This is a genomic window from Methylobacterium aquaticum, from assembly GCF_001043915.1.
Taxonomy (GTDB): Bacteria; Pseudomonadota; Alphaproteobacteria; order Rhizobiales; family Beijerinckiaceae; genus Methylobacterium; species Methylobacterium aquaticum.
In genome coordinates this window covers 18393-35809 of the sequence record NZ_LABX01000023.1, presented here as the reverse complement: position 1 = coordinate 35809, position 17417 = coordinate 18393, and the positions used below count along the sequence as shown (strand labels likewise).

Annotated in this window: 10 protein-coding genes; 6 read left to right on the top strand and 4 right to left on the bottom strand. The window is 74.5% G+C overall.

Annotated features, from left to right (window positions below; translation table 11 throughout):
* Positions 1–246: 246 nt before the first annotated feature.
* On the top strand, positions 247–687 hold the full coding sequence (locus tag VP06_RS03050; protein ID WP_048462365.1) for a DUF1489 family protein: 441 nt from the start codon (positions 247–249) through the stop codon (positions 685–687).
* Between the two features lie 454 nt (positions 688–1141).
* On the opposite strand, the gene VP06_RS03045 is transcribed toward VP06_RS03050, so the two are convergent.
* Complete coding sequence (locus tag VP06_RS03045; protein WP_048462364.1) at positions 1142–11299, bottom strand: apolipoprotein A-IV repeat region-like domain-containing protein; 10158 nt, start codon at positions 11297–11299, stop codon at positions 1142–1144.
* A gap of 462 nt (positions 11300–11761) precedes the next feature.
* Here VP06_RS03045 and VP06_RS03040 point away from each other — a divergent pair, with 462 nt between their 5' ends.
* The 3 genes from VP06_RS03040 (at position 11762) to VP06_RS03030 (ending at position 13912) form a co-directional block, all read left to right on the top strand.
* Complete coding sequence (locus tag VP06_RS03040) at positions 11762–12121, top strand: Hpt domain-containing protein (RefSeq protein ID WP_048462363.1); 360 nt, start codon at positions 11762–11764, stop codon at positions 12119–12121.
* Between the two features lie 134 nt (positions 12122–12255).
* On the top strand, positions 12256–12576 hold the full coding sequence (locus VP06_RS03035) for a 2Fe-2S iron-sulfur cluster-binding protein (RefSeq protein WP_048462362.1): 321 nt from the start codon (positions 12256–12258) through the stop codon (positions 12574–12576).
* Between the two features lie 277 nt (positions 12577–12853).
* Positions 12854–13912 (top strand): methyl-accepting chemotaxis protein, encoded by a 1059-nt coding sequence (locus VP06_RS03030; protein WP_245291023.1) that lies wholly within the window; start codon positions 12854–12856, stop codon positions 13910–13912.
* 27 nt (positions 13913–13939) lie between these two features.
* Here the strand turns inward: VP06_RS03030 and VP06_RS03025 are convergent, their stop codons facing one another.
* Positions 13940–14665, bottom strand: coding sequence for a fused DSP-PTPase phosphatase/NAD kinase-like protein (locus tag VP06_RS03025; RefSeq protein ID WP_048462370.1), 726 nt, complete (start codon positions 14663–14665; stop codon positions 13940–13942).
* A 197-nt stretch (positions 14666–14862) separates the two neighbouring features.
* Here VP06_RS03025 and VP06_RS03020 point away from each other — a divergent pair, with 197 nt between their 5' ends.
* Positions 14863–15369 carry a GNAT family N-acetyltransferase gene (locus tag VP06_RS03020; protein ID WP_048462360.1) on the top strand — a complete coding sequence of 169 codons (507 nt, stop codon included), beginning with the start codon at positions 14863–14865 and terminating at the stop codon, positions 15367–15369.
* Between the two features lie 254 nt (positions 15370–15623).
* Positions 15624–16157: an inorganic diphosphatase gene (ppa, locus tag VP06_RS03015; protein ID WP_048462359.1), complete on the top strand. Its 534-nt coding sequence runs from the start codon at positions 15624–15626 to the stop codon at positions 16155–16157.
* Between the two features lie 517 nt (positions 16158–16674).
* Here the strand turns inward: ppa and VP06_RS03010 are convergent.
* Together VP06_RS03010 and VP06_RS03005 are read right to left on the bottom strand one after the other, a co-directional pair.
* Positions 16675–16881, bottom strand: a complete 207-nt coding sequence (locus VP06_RS03010; protein ID WP_048462369.1) for a hypothetical protein — start codon at positions 16879–16881, stop codon at positions 16675–16677.
* A 124-nt stretch (positions 16882–17005) separates the two neighbouring features.
* Entirely contained in the window at positions 17006–17329 is a 324-nt protein-coding gene (locus VP06_RS03005; protein WP_342586800.1) for a hypothetical protein, read from the bottom strand.
* Positions 17330–17417: the final 88 nt, after the last annotated feature.

The following is a 17417-nucleotide window of genomic DNA, read 5'->3' as shown; positions in this document are numbered from 1 at the left end:
CGGTCCGCGACGAACCGGTGCACAACCGCGACGAAGTGGTGCCGGTCCGCGGCGAAGCGACGCCTGTCGCCGAAGACACGGTCGGGCTGGAGGACGCCTTCGCGGAGATCGACGACCTCGCCCTCGACGAGAAGCTCGCGCGCTTCACCTGAGGAGCGCACCGGAGCGCGGGGGCCCGCCCTCGGGGCGCCAAGATTGCGACCCAGGGAAGCCCCACACCTCGTCCCTCCGATGCCACGGCCCGCGATGTCCCTGCACCTCCTCAAGCTCTGCGTCGGCTGCGAGTCCATCGCCGACCTGGAGGAGTGGATCGCCACCCGCCGGGCCGAATCCGCGCGCCAGGGCCGTCCCCACGAGCAGGCCCACATCACCCGCATGGTGCCCAAGCGCGGCGACGAGATCGTCGGCGCCGGCTCGCTCTACTGGGTGATCCGCGGCCAGATCGCCTGCCGCCAGCCGGTGCTGGCGATCCGCCCCTTCACCGATGCCGAGGGCGTCGGCCGCTGCCGCCTCGTCCTCGATCCGGAGGTCACCCCGGTCGAGCCCCGGCCGTGCCGACCGTTCCAGGGCTGGCGCTACCTCGCGGCCTCGGACGCCCCGCCCGACATCTCGCATCGTGCAGCCGGCGATCTCGCGGCGATGCCGGAGACGATGCGGCGGGAGCTGGCGTCGCTGGGCCTGCTCTGACGCGGGTTGGCGAGCGTGGTCGGCCCTGGTTCGGGCGCTCAGCAGACTTGCCTTGGCAGCCAACGCTTCGCCGTGGCCAGGGCACATTCACGGGCGAAAACCCGAAACGGCTCGCACAGGGCGGTTCGATGGTGCCGCAAGTCCTTGCAAACACGGCATCTCGCATCCGCGAGATCGAGAATGCCGGTCCTGCTTGCCCGCGAGTTCGCCCCGGTTGCGCTCACGCATCAGGCTGTCGGCCCATCTCGAATTTTTGATGCTAGGCCAGAGCCTTAGCGAAAATTCGAGAACGGCACCAAAGGTCGTTTCCAACGACCCTTGGTATCACACGGCAGCACCGTCGACGCAGGATGCCTCGCCCCCCATCGAAGGCTCGGCCCCAACGAAAGGCCCCCTCCGGTGCCGGACCGGAGGGGGCCTCGTTCATGTCGGGCGGACTTTTGCCTTCAGGGGCTCACGCCCCCTCGAAGCGCCCGCTGGCATGGGCCAGCATCGTGTAGACCTTGCCGCTCTCCGAGGTGAGATAGGCGTTGGCCCGGCGCGGGTCCTTGTCGGTGCGGGAGACCTCGCCGAGCAGGCGCTCGAACTCCCGCACGTAGTGGTCGACGGTCCGGCGGAAATCCGGCTCGGCGCGGTAGCGGCGGCGGATCTCGTCGAAGGTCCGCTGGCCCTCCGCGGTGTAGAGGCGGCGGGTGAACAGGTCCGTCTCGCCGCGCCGGTAGCGCTCCCACAGGTCCACCGCGGCGACGTGCTCGATCATCCGGGCGATGTTGCTGGAGATCGAGTCGATCGCTCCCGAGCCGGTCCGGTCGGTCTCGGCCCCCTGGCTCGCCTTGCCCGGCTCGGCCCGCCCCTGAACCGGCGTGCCCTGGTCGGGTCGGGCGGGCGCCACCTTGGCGGCCGCAGGAGCTTGATCCTCATCCTCCAGCGAGGCGCGGGTGAGGAGGTCGGAGAGCCAGCCGCCGGTCCCGGCACGGGGGAGGGCGGCGTCGCGCCGCGCCTCGCCGGCGGGCCGGCTCGCCGCTTGTGGCGCGGCCGGGCGGGCCGCTGCCTGAGCCTGAACCGGGCGGGCCGGGCCCTGGACCGGGGCTTGAACCGGCCCTTGGACCGGCCCTTGAACCGGGCGAGCCGGGGTCGGGTTGCCCGGAGCCTGCGCACCGGGAGCCTGGACAGCTGCGGCCTGAGCGGGCGCCTGGGCCGCGTGCCTCGGAGCCTGGGCGACGGGCTTGGGCGCCTGCGGCCTTGCCGGAGCCTGGACCAGGGCCGGCTGGGCCGCGGCCTGAGCCGGAGCCTGCGGCTTCGCGGCGAGGGGCGCCGCGACCGCCTGGGCGGGCCGGCCCGCTTCCGCGACACGGGGCTGCGCGACATCGACCGCACGGGGCGAGCGCTGGACCAGGGCCGAGAGTTCGTTGAGCGCCTTGATCTGCTCGGCCACCACCCGGCGCATCTCGCCGGTGGCGTCCTGTGCCTCCTGCGGGATGCTGACCACGCCGCGTTGCAGGTCGCCGCGGATCTCCTCCAGGGTGCGGCGGATCTCGGTCGCCATGCCGCGCAGCGATTCCACCGTGCCCTGGAAGCGCTCGGCGGCATCGCCGAACGCCTCGCGCAGCTCGCCGGACGCGCCCGCCACCGCCTGACGAACCGATTCGGCGGTCCGCTCGCCTTCCTGGCCGGTGCCGGCGCGCAGGCGCTCGAACGCCTCCGTCACGGCGCTGCCGGCCTGGCGGGCGCTGGCCTCGATCTCGCGGCCCAGAGCCTGGGTCCGCGCCTCGATGGTCTTCAGCGTCGCCTCGACCCGGGCGCCGACGCCCTCCGTGGCGGCGGCGAGCGCCGCCGAGCGGGCATCGATGCTGCCGAGCAGGGCGTCGATCTCGGCCTGGCGCTCGCCCAGGGAGGCGTTGACCCGGCCCTCGGCGCCTTCGAGCAGCCCGGCGGCGGCCGTGAGGTCGCCGATATGCTGGCGGGCGGTCTCGGTCAGCGCCTTGCCGCGGGCGTCGAGCGTCGCGGCGAGGCCGGCGGCCTGGCGCAGCGCCCCGGTTGCCGCGCCCTGGAGCGCGCCGACCTGCTCGGCGACCCGGTCGGACGCCTTGCCGGTCTCGGCGGCAATCTCGGCCAGGGCCGACTGGATCTCCTCGACCCGGCCGGACAGCCCGCCCTCGATCGCCGACAGGTTCTCGCCGGACTTGCCGATGAGATCCTGGAGAGCGCCGCAGGCGGCCTCGATCCGGCCGATCAGGCCGCCGAGTTCGCCACCGAGGCGCTGGTTGACACGGGTCAGGGCATCGACCGCCCGGGCCGCGCCCTGGTCGGCCGCCCGGCGCAGGGTCTCGGCCGCCTCGGAGGACAGGGCCGCCAGCGTCTCGGCCCGTTCGCCGAGCGCCGCCACGGCACCGCCCATGCCCTCGCTCACCACCCGCTCCAGGGCTTCGCTGCGCTGGGCGAGCACCGTCACCAGCTCGGTGCCGGGGCCCTCGACGATGTGGCGCAGCTGCGCCACCTGGCGGTCAAGGCCCTGCACCGTCTCGCCGCTGGCCGTCAGCGCCGCCACCAGGGCGCTGCCGCGCTGGTCGATCGTCCGCTGCAACGACGCGGTGGTCGCGTCGAGCTTCTGCCCGAGGGCGCCGCCGCGCTCGTCGACGATCTGCCGCAGGGCCTCGACCCGCTCGGCGAGGCCGCGATTCAGCTCGGCCCCGCGCCCGTCGATGGTCTGGGTCAGGTCGCGGGCGGTCTCGGCGAGCGCCCGGGTGAGGGTGGTGCTGCGCTGGTCGATCAGCGCCGCGAAGGCCGCCGCCCGGCGGTCGAAGCCCGAGCTGAGCTGGGCGCTGCGCTCGTCCACCGTGGCGGCCAAGGCCGCGGAGCGCTCGTCCATGGCGCCGTGCAGGGTCGCCACCCGCTCGTCGAGGGCCGCGGTGAGCGCTGCCGTGCGGGCATCGACGAGCGCCGCATAGGCGTCGCTGCGGTCGTCGAAGGCGTCGGCCAGGGCTTCGCCGCGGGCTGCCACCAGGGCCGCGAAGGCCCGCATCCGGCCGTCGATCCGGGCCGTGAAGGCAGCGCTGCGCTCGTCGACGCTGCCGGACAGGGCCTCGGTGCGGGCCTGCATCAGCGCGGCCAGCTCCGCCGCCTTGGCGTCGACCAGGGCACCGAAGGCCGCCGCGCGCTCCTCGACGGTGCCGCCGAGGGCATCGACGCTGGCGCGCAGGCGCTCGGCCACCGCCTCGCCGCCGGCATCCAGCCGCCGGCCGAGGGCCTCGACCTGACCGCCGAGCACCGCATCGAGGGCGGCGCGGCTGCGCTCGAGGGCATTGGACAGCTCGGCCACGCGGGCATCGAGCAGGGCGGCCAGCGCCGCGCCGCGATCGTCGAAGGTCTCGGCGAGGTCGCTGTTGCGGGAGTCGAGCAGGCCGGCGAGCGCGTCGCCGCCACTGCGGATCGTGGCGGCGAGCACGTCGATGCGCTCCTGCACCCGGCGGGCCAGCACGTCGCCGGCACCGGTCAGCTCGGCAAGCGCCCGCTGGCGGCCGTCGATGAGCCGCACCAGGTTGCCGCCGCCCTGCTCGATCGTGCCGGCGATGGCCGTCTCGCGCTCGCGCAGCAGGGCCGCCAGGGCCTCGACGCGACGGTCGAGGGTCCGGGCGAGGGCGGTCCGGTGCCCGTCGAGGGCGTCGCCGAGGCCGGCCTCGCGCTCGGAGAGGAGGCCGGCGACGGCCTCGGCGCCGCGCGACACGGCGTCGCCGAGGGTCGCGACGCGGGATTCGAGCAGGCCGGCGGCCTCCTCGCCCCGGGCCGCGATCAGGCCCGCCAGGGCCTCGCCGCGACGGTCGAGGGTGGTTTCAAGCGCCTGCGACCGGGCCTCGATCAGGCCGTCGAGGTCGCGCAGGGCCGCATCGATGCGGCCCGACAGGCTGGTGCCGCCGGACTGCGCCGCCCGGGCGAACGCCTCGGCGCGGGCGTCGAGCATCCCGGCAAGCGCCTGGGCCCGGGCCTCGACCGCTTCGGCAAAGGCCGCGCCGCGGCTCTCCACCAGGGTGTCGAGGGCGGCGAGGCGGTCGTCGAAGAGACGCGCGAGGGCGTGGGTGCGCTGGTCGACGGTGCCGACCGCCCGGCCGACGCGCTCCTCGAGCGAGGCAGCCAGGGTGTCGCCACCGGCGACGAGGAGGCCGCTCAGGGCGCCGACCCGCTCGTCCATCACGGCGCCGAGGGTGCCGGCCTGGTCGTCGAGGAGGCGGCGGACCGCGGCCGAGCGCTGCTCCAGCGCGTCGTGCAGGGCACGGAGACGATCGTCGAAGCCGGCCTGCATCGCCGCGGACTGGCCGTCGAGGAGGCTGCGCAACGCTGCGGCCTGCTCGTCGAGCCGGGTGGCGAGGGCCGTGCTCCGGTCGCCCATGGCCGCGCCAAGACGGTTCGAGCCCTCGGCCAGCACCCGGTCGGCCTCCTCGATCGTCTCGCGGAGGGCGCCGAGCACGCTCTCGCCGCGCTTGCCGACGAGATCGGACAGGGCGGTGCCGCCGCGGTCGAACAGCCGCGCCAGCTCGGTCATGCGGCCGGCGAGGGCGCCGACCACCGCCTGGCCACGCGCGTCGATCTCCCGCGCCATGGCGGCGGTGCGCTCGTCGACGAGGCGCGCCAGGTCGTCGCTGCGGCCCTCGAAGGCGGTGCGGATCGCCTCGGCCCGCTGCGCGAGGTCGCGGCTCGCCTCGCCGCTGTGGGTCTCCACGAAGGTGACCAGCTCGCGGGTGCGGGCGCCCAGCTCCTCGTCGAGGCGACGGGTGCGGCTCTCGATCACGCGCAGGGCCTCCTCGGCCTTGAGGCCGAAGGTCTCGTCGACGATGCGGCCGCGCTCGTCGATGGCCTGGGCCAGGGCTTCGAGGCGGGCGATGACCCGCTCGTCGAAGCGCGCGGCGCCGGTGTCGAGGGAGCGGGTCAGCTCCTCGGTGCGGCGGCCGAGCTCGTCGCCGATCTCGCTCACGCGGGCGGTCAGGGTGTCGCTCATCGCCTGGCTGCGGGCGGTGATGGCGCGGGCCAGCTCGTCGGCGCGGCCGTCGAGGGCCTGGGCGACCTCGCGGCCGCCCTCGGCCATCACCCGGGCCATCTCGCCGGCCCGCACGATCAGCGCCTCGTTCAGCGCCGTGGCGCGGGCGCCGATATGCTGGTCGACATGGGCCACCATGGTGCTGAAGGTGGCGCCGATCTCGGCGGTGCGCTTGGCCGAGCGGTCCTCCAGCGCGCCGAGCTGCGCCTCGACCGCCTCCCGGGCCTCGCGGGTGCGCTCGGCGATGGTCTCGGCCACGGCGCGGCCCTGGACCGTGATGAGGCGGTCCATCTCCTCCAGGCGGCCCGAGACGCTGTCGGCGAGCTGGTGGGTGTCGCGGGAGATGCGGTCGGCCAGGATGTCGCCGCGGGCGATGGCCTCCTGGAGCGCCGTCAGGCGGTTCGTCAGCACCTCGTCGATCGCGCGGCCGCCAGTCTCGGCGGCGCTGGCGAGGGCCGCACCGGTCTTGTCGAGGGCGTCGTTGACCCGGGCGCCCTGGCTCGCCACCGCCACGACGATGTCGCGGCCAGTCGCGGCGAGACGCTCATGGGTCTCCTCGGCATGCCGGCCGATCAGGTTGGCCAGCGCGCGGCCCTTGCCGTCGAAGGTGGAACCCACCTCGGCGAGGCGGCTGTCGAGGGCGCCGGTGGCGGATTCCGCCGCCAGCGCCAGGGCCGCCGAGACGTCCTCGGCCTGGCGCGTCAGGTGCTCGACCGCGCCGCGCAGGGTCGCGTCGGTGGCCTGCGTCCGCTCGGCCACGAGACGGCTGGCCGCGTCCGCCGCCTGGGCGAAGGCGGCCGCCGCCGCCAGCGTCCGCTCGTCGAGGGCGCCGGTCGCGGTGTCGGCGGCGCGGCCGATCGCCTGCGCGGCCTCCTCGGCCCGGCCCGCCAGGCTCATCATGAGGCCGTGCAAAGCCGTGTCGGCCTCGCCGGCCCGTGCGCCGATCCCGTGCGCGGCCTCATCGGCCACCCGGGCAAAGGACGCCGCCGCCTCGGCGAGGCGCGCCTGCAAGGCGCCGGCAGCCGCCTCGGCCTCCTGGCGGAACGCCTCCACGGTCTCCGTCGTCCGGGTCCCGACCGCACCGGTCGCCGTCTCGGCGGCACGGCGCAGCACGTCGGCGGCCTCCTCGGCCCGGGCGCCCAGCTCGGCGCCGGTGGTCTCCAGGGTGCGCCGGAAGATGTGCGCCACCTCGACCGTGCGGGTGCCGAGCGCGCCCGTCGCCTGCTCGGCGGCCCGGCGCATGATCTCGGCGGCTTCCACCGACCGGGTCTCGAGCGCATCCCCGACGGTGTCGGCCGACGCTGTCAGCGCCGCCGCCGCCGTCTCGGCCCGCGTGGCGAGGCCAGCCAAGGCCGTGCGCAGGGAGGCGTCCGCGGTCTCGGTCCGCTCGCCGATCAGGCGGCTCGCCTCCTCGGCCGCGGTCACGAAGGCCGCGGCCGCCGTGGCCGTGCGCCCGTCGAGGGCGCCGGTGGCGCTCTCGGCCGCCTGCGCGATGGCGGCCGTCACCTCCTCGGCCTGACGTGTCAGGCGCTCGACCGTCCCGCGCAGGGTCGCGTCGGTCGCCTCGCCGCGCTCGGCCACCAGGCGGCCAGCCTCCTCGGCGGCACGGGCGAAGGCCGAGGCCGCCGCCAGGGTGCGCGTATCGACATCCCCGGTCGCCTGCTCGGCCGCCGCGGCGATCGCCGCGGCCACCGCCGCGCCGCGCTGCGACAGGCCGTCGACGGCGCCCCGCAGGGTCGCATCGGCCACGCTCGCGCGCTCGGCCACCAGGCGGCTCGCCGCCTCCGCCGCCTGCGCGAAGGCCGTCGCCGCCGCCAGCGTCCGCTCGTCGAGGGCGCCGGTCGCGGTGTCGGCGGCGCGGCCGATCGCCAGAGCGGCCTCCTCGGCCCGGCCCGCCAGGCCGACCACGGCGCCGTGCAGCGCCGCATCGGCCTCGCCGGCCCGGACCCCGATCACCTGCGCCGCCTCCTCGGCCACCCGGGCGAAGGACGCCGCCGCCTCGGCGAGGCGCGCCTGCAAGGCACCGCTCGCCTCCTCGGCGCCCTGACGGAACGCCTCCACGGTCTCCGCGGTCCGGGTCCCGACCGCACCGGTCGCCGTCTCGGCGGCACGGCGCAGCACCTCGGCGGCCTCCTCGGCCCGGGCGCCCAGCTCGGCGCCGGTGGTCTCCAGGGTGCGCCGGAAGATGTGCGCCACCTCGACCGTGCGGGTGCCGAGCGCGCCCGTCGCCTGCTCGGCGGCCCGGCGCATGATCTCGGCAGCTTCCACCGACCGGGTCTCGAGCACATCCCCGACGGTGTCGGCCGACGCCGTCAGCGCCGCCGCCGCCGTCTCGGCCCGCGTGGCGAGGCCAGCCAAAGCCGTGCGCAGGGAGGCGTCCGCGGTCTCGGTCCGCTCGCCGATCAGGCGGCTCGCCTCCTCGGCCGCGGTCACGAAGGCCGCGGCCGCCGTGGCCGTGCGCCCGTCGAGAGCGCCGGTGGCGCTCTCGGCCGCCTGCGCGATGGCGGCCGTCACCTCCTCGGCCTGACGTGTCAGGCGCTCGACCGTCCCGCGCATGGTCGCGTCGGTCGCCTCGCCGCGCTCGGCCACCAGGCGGCTCGCCGCCTCCGCCGCTTGCGCGAAGGCCGTCGCCGCCGCCAGCGTCCGCTCGTCGAGGGCGCCGGTCGCCGTCTCGGCGGCGCGGCCGATCGCCAGAGCGGCCTCCTCGGCCCGGCCCGCCAGGCCGACCACGGCGCCGTGCAGCGCGGCATCGGCCTCGCCGGCCCGGACCCCGATCACCTGCGCCGCCTCCTCGGCCACCCGGGCGAAGGACGAAGCGGCCTCGGCGAGGCGCGCCTGCAAGGCACCGCTCGCCTCCTCGGCGCCCTGACGGAACGCCTCCACGGTCTCCGCGGTCCGGGTCCCGACCGCACCGGTCGCCGTCTCGGCGGCACGGCGCAGCACCTCGGCGGCCTCCTCGGCCCGGGCGCCCAGCTCGGCGCCGGTGGTCTCCAGGGTGCGCCGGAAGATGTGCGCCACCTCGACCGTGCGGGTGCCGAGCGCGCCCGTCGCCTGCTCGGCAGCGCGGCGCATGATCCCGGCGGCTTCCACCGAACGGGCCTCCAGCGCGTCCCCGACGGTGTCGGCCGACGCCGTCAGCGCCGCCGCCGCCGCCTCGGCCCGCTCGGCGAGGCCGGCGAGCGCCGCGCGCAGGGAGGCGTCGGCGATGTCGGTGCGCTCGCCGATCAGGCGACCGGCCTCCTCGGCCGCGGCCACGAACGCCGCCGCGGCGGTGGCGGTGCGGCCATCGAGGGCACCGGTGGCGGTTTCCGCCGCGAGCGCCAGGGAGGCGGACAGGTCCTCGGCCCGGCGCGTCAGGTGCTCGATCGTGCCGCGCAGGGTCTCGTCGAGGGTCTGGGCGCGGGCCGCGACGGCGTGGCTGGCCTCGTCGGCCGCGCGGGCGAAGGCGGCGGCGGCAGTCTCGGCCTGCTCGCCGACATGGCCGGTCGCGGATTCCGCGGCCTGCCGGAAGCGGTCGGCCAGGGCGGCGGCGCGGGCGTCGAGATCGGCGCCGATCACGTCCGCGGTGCGGCGCAGGGCCTCGCCGGCATCGGCCGTGCGGGCCGCGAAGCCGCCTTGCAGGGTGTCGGCGGCCAGGGCCAGCGCCGCCTGCGTCTCCTGGGTGCGCCGGTCGAGGCCCTCGGCCAGGTCGCGGCTGCGCGCCTCGAAAGCCGCGGCGAGGCCGGCCAGGGCCTGGCCGATCCGGCCCTCGGCCTCGCCGGTCCGCTCCGCGACCAGGGTGGCGACGCGCTCGCCGGTCTGGTCGAGGCTGCGCTCCAGGTTGCCGCCATGGCCGACCAGCACCTCCTCGACGCGTCCAATCGTCTCCTCGAGGCGAGCCGAGAGGTCGGCGCCGCGCACGCCGAGGGCCTGGGCGGCGTCCTCGACCAGGGTCGAGAGATCGTCGCGCACCCGGGCGGCGCGGTCGCCGAAGGCCGTGATGACGCCGTCACTGGCCTGGGCGAGCCCGGCCTCGGCGGCGGCCGCCCGGGCCTCGATGGCGGCGGCGACGCCGTTGCCGGCCTGCTCGATCTCCTCGCGCAAGGCGACGCCGCGGTCCGCAATATGGGCCGCGATGGCGCTGCCGGAGGCGGCGAAGCGCTCGGTGATCGTGCTGCCCGTCTCGGCGAAGCGCTCGGTGAGGTCGGTGCCGCGGGCGAGGAAGCGCTCCTCCAGCCCCTGCGCCGAGCGCTCGAAGGCGTCGCGGACCTGGGCGCCCTCGCGGTTGAGGGCCTCGATGACCTCGGCTCCGGTCTCCGCGAGGGTGCGGGCGACGGAGCCGGCATTCTCGGCCAGCGTCCGGGTGAGGAGGCCGCCGGTGCGCTCGAAGGCGTCGGTCACCGCGACGGCGCGGGTCTCCAGCGCCCGGCTCAGGGAATCGCCGACGGTGCCGAGATCGGCCTTCACGCCCTCGCTCGTGGCGACGAGGCGCTGGACCAGGTCGTCGCCGCGCCCGGCCACCGCCTCGACCACCCGGTCGCCCGTGGCCGCCAGGGCGGCCGTGACCCTCTCGCCGCGATCGCCGATCGCCGCCGTGATCGCGTCGCCGCGGGCACCGAGCGCCGCGGTGACCCGCTCGCCGGCACCGTCCACCGCCGTCACGATGCGCTCGGCCGCGGTGTCGAGCTCCTGGGTCAGGTTCTGGTGCGAGCCCTGGATCGCGCCGCGCACCCGCTCGGCATTGGCGACGATCGACTCGCGCTGGGCCACCAGCTCCTCGACCAAGGAGCGGATGCGGATCTCGTTGTCGGAATAGGCGCGCTCCAGGGTCGAGATCTCGCCGCGCACCAGGGTCTCGAGTTCGCCGGCCCGGGCGAGCGCCCGCTCGACGCCGTCGCCGACCGCCGCGACCTCGCGGCGGACCGCCTGCGACATGGTCAGAACGGCGTCGGTGGAGAAGCCCTCGGGCTCGGCGAGCCGGATCGCCACCTCGCCGACCGCGCGGGCGACGTGGCGCATCTCCTGGGCGCGCACCGCCAGCATCGCGGCGATGTAGAACAGCATCACCGGAGCGAGCACGGCGGCGGCGCCGACCGCGCCTTGAAGGCCGCTGAGGCCGGAGGCGAAGCCGCGCAGGTCACCGCCGGACTGGCTCCAGGCGAGGATCGCGAACACGGCGAGCCAGAGCAGGGCGGCGAGGCTGGCGACGGCGTAGGGGGTCCGCGACGGCGCGATGCGGAGGGTCTGCTGGAGGGCCCCGACGCTGCGGCGGTCGTCGTTGGCGACGAGGGACCGGTCGGGCGGCAGGAGCCCGCCCTCGCGCAGGAGCCCGCCCTCGCGGCGGCCGTCGCGGGAGCCGGGCAGGGGGCTGCCGTCGAAGCCGGGCTCGCGGACAGTGCCGGAATTCGCCAGGGTGTCGGCCAACGGATCGGCGTCGTGCACGTCGGGCAGCCGGGGCTCGACCCGGCCGCCCTCCGGAGACTCCGTCGATCGGGCATCGGGCGCCCGGCCGTCCGGACCGGCCGGATGGTCCAGGTTCAAGGCCTGCTCAATCGCCGACAGCGCCGCTTCCGCCGGATCCTTGAGCTTCTTTTCCGTCGCCATCGAACGCCTCGTTACGCCATGAACGCCGCCGGGCAGCCCGCGAGGGCCGCCGCGCCGCATCATCCCCGAGATCCCGCGAAACCCGCGCCCTGCCGCCAGCCGTCGCGATCTCAGCGGTTTACCACGAGAACCTTAGACGCAAGGAGTACCAGCCGGATACCCAGGCGGCGCCAACCTTCCCAAAAAGCTTAACGGAATGGTTACTATGTGCCCGGCGCCCGGCGCCCGATGCTGCTATCCTCCGGCAGAGTCTCGACTTTGCCCACCAGCCGGCGGGACCGGGCGGGCCCTGAGCACGCTGTGGACAGCCTTCCACCGGATCCGCCGGAACCCGTCGCCCACAGCCGCCCGGGCCCGTGATCTCGCGTCGGGATCTTGCCTCGGGATCTTGCATCCGGCCTGGGCCTGCGGGATCTGGGGCATCCGCCCTGACGTAAAGATAGATCACCGCGAGAGACCCCGATGGAGACGCTCTTCGACCGCGCGCACCTCGACCGGCAGACCTTCGGCGACGCGGATCTCGCCCGCGAGGTGCTGGCCCTGTTCGCGGAGCAATGCGCGCGGCTGATGCCCGATCTGGTGCCCCCTCGCATCGCCGGCGCAGATCCGGCGCCCGAGGCCCGGGCGGACCTCGCTCATACCCTGAAGGGCTCGGCCCTCGGCGTCGGCGCCGACCGCGTGGCGGCCCTGGCCGGGCGGCTGGAGGCGGCCCTGCGGGCCGGAGACGGCGAGGCGGCGCGCGGCCTGGCGCCGGCGCTGTCCCTCGCCGTCGACGAGACCCTGGCGCTCCTCTCCGGCCCGGCCGGCCGGCCGCAGACCTGAGACGCAACCCGTGCTGCGGCGCCCGTGCCGCGCGACGCACGGCGCGCTTGCATTCCGGGGCGGCAGCCGCCAATCAGACCGCGCCGCGTCCTCCGCCCGATCCGCGGCCGCGCTCGAGGCTTCCGGAGTCCCAGATGGTCCAGATCACCTATGTCGATGCCGCCGGCACACCCCGCACCGTGAAGGGCGAGGTCGGCTCGACCGTGATGGAGACCGCGATCCGCAACAACGTGCCGGGCATCGACGCGGAATGCGGCGGCGCCTGCGCCTGCGCGACCTGCCACGTCTATGTCGGAGACGACTGGGCGGAGGCTGTCGGCCCGGCCGAGCCGATGGAGCAGGACATGCTGGACTTCGCCTCGGACGTGCGGCCGAGTTCGCGTCTGTCGTGCCAGATCCGGCTCAAGCCCGAACTGGACGGCCTCACCGTGACCACCCCGGCCCGCCAGGGCTGAGGCGCCAGCCGGACGGCGTCGCTCGTTCCGCAAAGGAATGGCGACGCCTCATCCAGGGTCGCGCCGCGTGCAAGACCCCGCATCCCCGCTTGCACCATCGACGACCGTGGTCCCGTTGGACCGACGAGCGTCCTCGACATCGCAGCGGACGCACTTTCTTAAACATAGCCGTCCGACACTCACGGCCGCATCCGGGCAACAACCCGGACGGAGGAGACGCGCCGTGACGAACCAGGTCCAGAAGGCGGGCGCCCCTCCGGCAGGGGGCGGTGGCGCCCTGTCGGACATCGCCGCCGCGGCGGCGACCCTGCGCCAGGCCGCACACGACAAGACCGAGCGCATCCGCCGGATCACCAGCCAGGTGAAGATGCTGGCGCTCAACGCCCGCATCGAGAGCAGCCGGGTCGGCGAGCATGGCCGCGGCTTCACGGTGGTGGCGAACGAGGTCGGCGCCGTCGGCGAGGCGATCGCCCGGCTCGCCCGGGAGCTGGACGCCGATGTCGACGGTCGCATCGTCGGATTGCAGGAGCAGGTCTCCCGGCTGGTGTCCCGGGCGCAGGGCGAGCGCCTAGTCGACCTCGCCCTCAACGCGGTGGAACTGATCGACCGCAACCTCTACGAGCGGACCTGCGACGTGCGCTGGTGGGCGACCGACGCCGCGGTGGTGGCCTGCGCGGCGGCGCCGGCCGCTGCGGCCGCGGCCTTCGCCGAGCGGCGGCTCGGCGTCATCCTGTCCGCCTACACGGTCTATCTCGACCTCTGGCTGTGCGACCGCGACGGCCGCATCCTCGCCACCGGCCGGCCCGACCGCTTCCCCGGCCTGCGCGGCCAGAGCGTCGCGCAGGAGCCGTGGTTCCGGGAGGCCGCCGCCCTGGCCTCGGGCGATGCGTATAGCGCGGCCGACATCCGGACCGAATCCCGGCTCGGCGGCGCGCAGGTGGCGACCTACTGCGCCAGCGTGCGCCAGGACGGCGAGGCCGCGGGAGCCCCCCTCGGCGTGCTGGCGATCCATTTCGACTGGGAGCCGCAGGCCCGGGCGATCGTGCAGGGCGTGCGGGTGGCCCCCGAGGACCGGGCCCGGACGCGGGTGCTCCTCGTCGATGGCACCCAGCGGGTGATCGCGGCGAGCGACGGCGTCGGCCTCCTGAGCGAGCGGCTGCGCTTCGACCGCGACGATCCGGTGAGCGGCGTGGTGCCGAGGGAAGGCGGCAAGGTCCCCGCTGGCGACAAGCTCCTGGCCGGCAACAAGGGCGTCGTCGCCTATCACCGCACGCCCGGCTACGAGACCTATCGCGGCCTCGGCTGGTATGGGGTGATCGTCCAGGGCGCCGGCTGAGGACGGGCCGGACCCGGATGGCGCGGCTCACTCCCGCCGCAGCAGCCGGTCCACCAGCAGGTCCGACCACAGGCCGGTGCGGAAGTCGCGCTTGAGCGCCTCCGGGTCGTAGACGTGCTCGACCCAGTCGAGGAAGCTGAGGCCTTTCGGCTCGCCCTCGGTCAGGTAGCGCTCGAAGAACGCATCGAGGATGCCGGTCTTGGCGAAGCGGAAATGGCCGAACCGGGCCGAGAGCTGGCGCGCCGCCTCGCGCACCGGCCGCCCCTCGTGCAGGATCAGGTAGAGGGCCGCGGCAAGCCCGGCCCGGTCGGCACCGGACTTGCAGTGCAGCACGGCCGGGTAGGTGAGGCCGGCGAAGAAGTCCTTGGCGGCGAGCAGCGTCGCCCGGTCGGGCGCCTCGCGCGATCGCATCACGAACTCGACGAGCTGCAATCCTTCGCGCTCGCACGCCTCGCGCTGCAATTGCCAGGACCCGTGCTCGCGCCCGCCGCGCAGCGAGATGATCGTGCGGACGCCCTGGCGCCGGAACCAGGCGAGATCGTGCGGCGCCGGCTGGGCCGAGCGCCAGACCATCCCGCGCCCGATCCGATGCCGGTTGAGATAGGCCAGGCGGATCACCCCGTGATCGATCAGCAGCATGTTGGCCCAGGCGCGCAGGCGCCCGCCCGGACCGACGATCGGCTGCTCCCAGCGGGCGATGCGGGCCATGCGGCGGGCGTAGCGGGTCTCGGGCGGGAGAAAGCGGTTGAGCACGAAGGGGAAGGCGCCTGGCTTTAAGGGACGATACACGCTTCGCCGGGACGGGCAGCATGCCGCTCTAGCAGCCGCGTGACCCGGCCGCAACGACGACGCCGCGGATGAGCCGGCGCACAAGCCTGGCATTGCGCTTGCGACGCCTCCCCCGCATCGTGGGGACGCGATCCGTCGGCTAACAATCGAGGGGGAAGGCCGTGAGCACTCAGGTCGTCAGCATTCGCCGGGCCCGGGACCAGGATGCCGGGATGCTGTCGGAGATCTTCGACGCCGCCTGGCGCGAAGCCTATCAGGGCATCATCCCGGGCGTCGCCCTCGACCGAATGCTGGCCCGGCGCGGGCCGCGCTGGTGGCGCTCCACCATCGGTCGCAGCCGGCCCCTTGTGGTGCTGGAGCTGGGCGAGAGCGTCATCGGCTACGTCTCCTACGGCCGCTGCCGCGACCGGGCGCTGAAGGCCGAGGGCGAGATCGACGAGATCTACCTCTCGCCGACCTATCAGGGCCTCGGCTACGGCACCCGCCTCTTCCGGGCGGTGCGCAACGACCTGGCCGACCGGGACGTGCGCCGGATCGCGGTGTGGTCGCTGACGGAGAACGACCGGGCGCGGGACTTCTACGAGCGGATGGGCGGGCGCGTGGTGGCCGAATCCTGCGACCGCATCGCCGGGGCCGAGCTGCACAAGGTGGCCTACCTCTTCGGCTGACCGGCTGGCGGGGGAGGGGCGGCGACCGCCGCCCTGCCTCGCGGGTGATCGCCCGTGGGCATGACCTGCACAATCGATACTCATCCGCAGCAACGGGCCCGGCATGGCCGGTTTTCACGATCGCCGCGGCCACACCGGACCGTCTCCTCGACTGTCACGGCGGCCGTTGCGTTCGGGTGCTTGTGCAGGCGCCCGCGGCCCTCTAAGGACCGCGCCAATCAAGGGCATTCGACGCCCTTGCAGGGAGTTTGCTCATGCGCCTCGATGCCATCTCCATCGGCAAGAATCCGCCCGAAGATGTCAACGTCGTCATCGAGGTGCCGGTCGGCGGCGAGCCGATCAAGTACGAGATGGACAAGGAAGCCGGGACGCTGATCGTCGACCGCTTCCTCTACACCGCGATGCATTATCCGGGGAATTACGGCTTCATTCCGCACACCCTGTCGGGCGACGGCGACCCGTGCGACGTGCTGATCGCCAACACCCGGGCGATCGTGCCCGGCGCCGTGATGAGCGTGCGCCCGGTCGGCGTGCTGGTGATGGAGGACAATGCCGGCGAGGACGAGAAGATCATCGCCGTCCCGTCGCGCAACCTGACCAAGCGCTACGACCGCATCGAGAACTACACCGACCTGCCCGACATCACGATCCACCAGATCCAGCACTTCTTCGAGCACTACAAGGATCTCGAGCCCGGCAAGTGGGTGAAGATCGTGCGTTGGGGCGACAAGGCCGAGGCACAGCGCCTGATCCTTGAGGGCATCGAGCGGGCCAAGAAGGCCAAGTGAGTCGGTGGGGCCAAGTGAGTCGGTGGGGCCAAGTGAGTCGGCGGGGCCAAATGAGCCGGAAGGCCGAGAGCCGGCCGGAACCATGAGGACGGCGGGCGCCCATCGCGCCTGAACCAAACCCTCCTCCCACGGAACTCGGGCTTGCCCGAGTTCCGTGGTCTCGTGCCCGATGCGGTCCCGTGCCCAAGTTGGGCAAGCCCGACTGGGATGGGAGAGGGTTGCACCACGGTGAGTGCGAAGCCTTCGGGCGTGGGGCGGGAGACGGGACGACGTATCTGGATACGGCGGAACCGTTCCGACGCGGGCGGGCTGGATCAGCGTCGCGCGCTGCCGCTCTCCCGGCTGCTGTCGATCAGGGCCCATCCTTCGGGCGTCCCGGCATGGGCCGACGGACGCGGACCTCGGGCAAGCCCGAGGTTCCATTGTGGGTGCCGACCTCGGCCAAGCCCGAGGTCCGGTGCGGGGGAGCGTTTGACAGGCGACCGGCGCGGGCGATGCCCCCGGTCGAAACATTGCGTCACACAGCCCGCGCCTGCGCCACCATGCCCGCCCGCGGCTTCTTCACTGCATCATTGTAAGGCGCGTTGTAGGCGCGGCGCACAGAGGCCCAGTAGGCTTCGCGCTCATGGGCCGGCAGCCGGCCGAGTGCGGCATTGAGGGCGGCCTCGCCGGCGGCTTCCAGCCCGCGCAACTGGTCCGGGGTGACGTCGTGAACGGTGGTCATCGTGAAGGGGTCCCGAGCCCGATTGGGTTCGGCCTGCATCATGCCACAGACGCGACGGTTCCGCACGCACAGGCTTGCCGCAAAGGTGCCCCGCTCCACGCATCCCGGCGGCGGTGAGGCTCCGTCAGCGACCCCCGCCCCGGCCGGACAGGGCCGGGTTGCGGTCGGCGGCCCGGGCGGCGCTCGGCGGCAAGCCGTCGGCCTCCGGGGTGTTCCAAGTGGGCAAGGATCGGCCGGGACGGGGCGCGCCGACCGTTCCGTTGTCAGGGCGCTCCTTGACCCAGCCGTAGCCGGCATTGATTCCGGCATAGAAGCCGGTGAAGTCCTCCGCGGCCGCCGGGCCGGAGAGGGCGCTGGCCAGCGCGAACCCGGCGAGCATGAAACGGGCCGAGACAAGCCGGGTCAAGACGAGGCAAGCCCGCATGCCGGCCGAGGCGAAACCTACCACGATGGCCCTCATAGGGAGATGGCCCTCATAGGAAAAGGAGCGGCGGCCAACGGCCACCGCTCCATCCATGTCAATCGATCATCCGGCG

Bases quoted from the DNA above. Each gene is read 5' to 3' on its own strand.
- VP06_RS03050 (WP_048462365.1), top strand. From the start codon at position 247: ATGTCCCTGCACCTCCTCAAGCTCTGCGTCGGCTGCGAGTCCATCGCC.
- VP06_RS03045 (WP_048462364.1), bottom strand. From the start codon at position 11,299: ATGGCGACGGAAAAGAAGCTCAAGGATCCGGCGGAAGCGGCGCTGTCG.
- VP06_RS03040 (WP_048462363.1), top strand. From the start codon at position 11,762: ATGGAGACGCTCTTCGACCGCGCGCACCTCGACCGGCAGACCTTCGGC.
- VP06_RS03035 (WP_048462362.1), top strand. From the start codon at position 12,256: ATGGTCCAGATCACCTATGTCGATGCCGCCGGCACACCCCGCACCGTG.
- ppa (WP_048462359.1), top strand. From the start codon at position 15,624: ATGCGCCTCGATGCCATCTCCATCGGCAAGAATCCGCCCGAAGATGTC.
- VP06_RS03010 (WP_048462369.1), bottom strand. From the start codon at position 16,881: ATGACCACCGTTCACGACGTCACCCCGGACCAGTTGCGCGGGCTGGAA.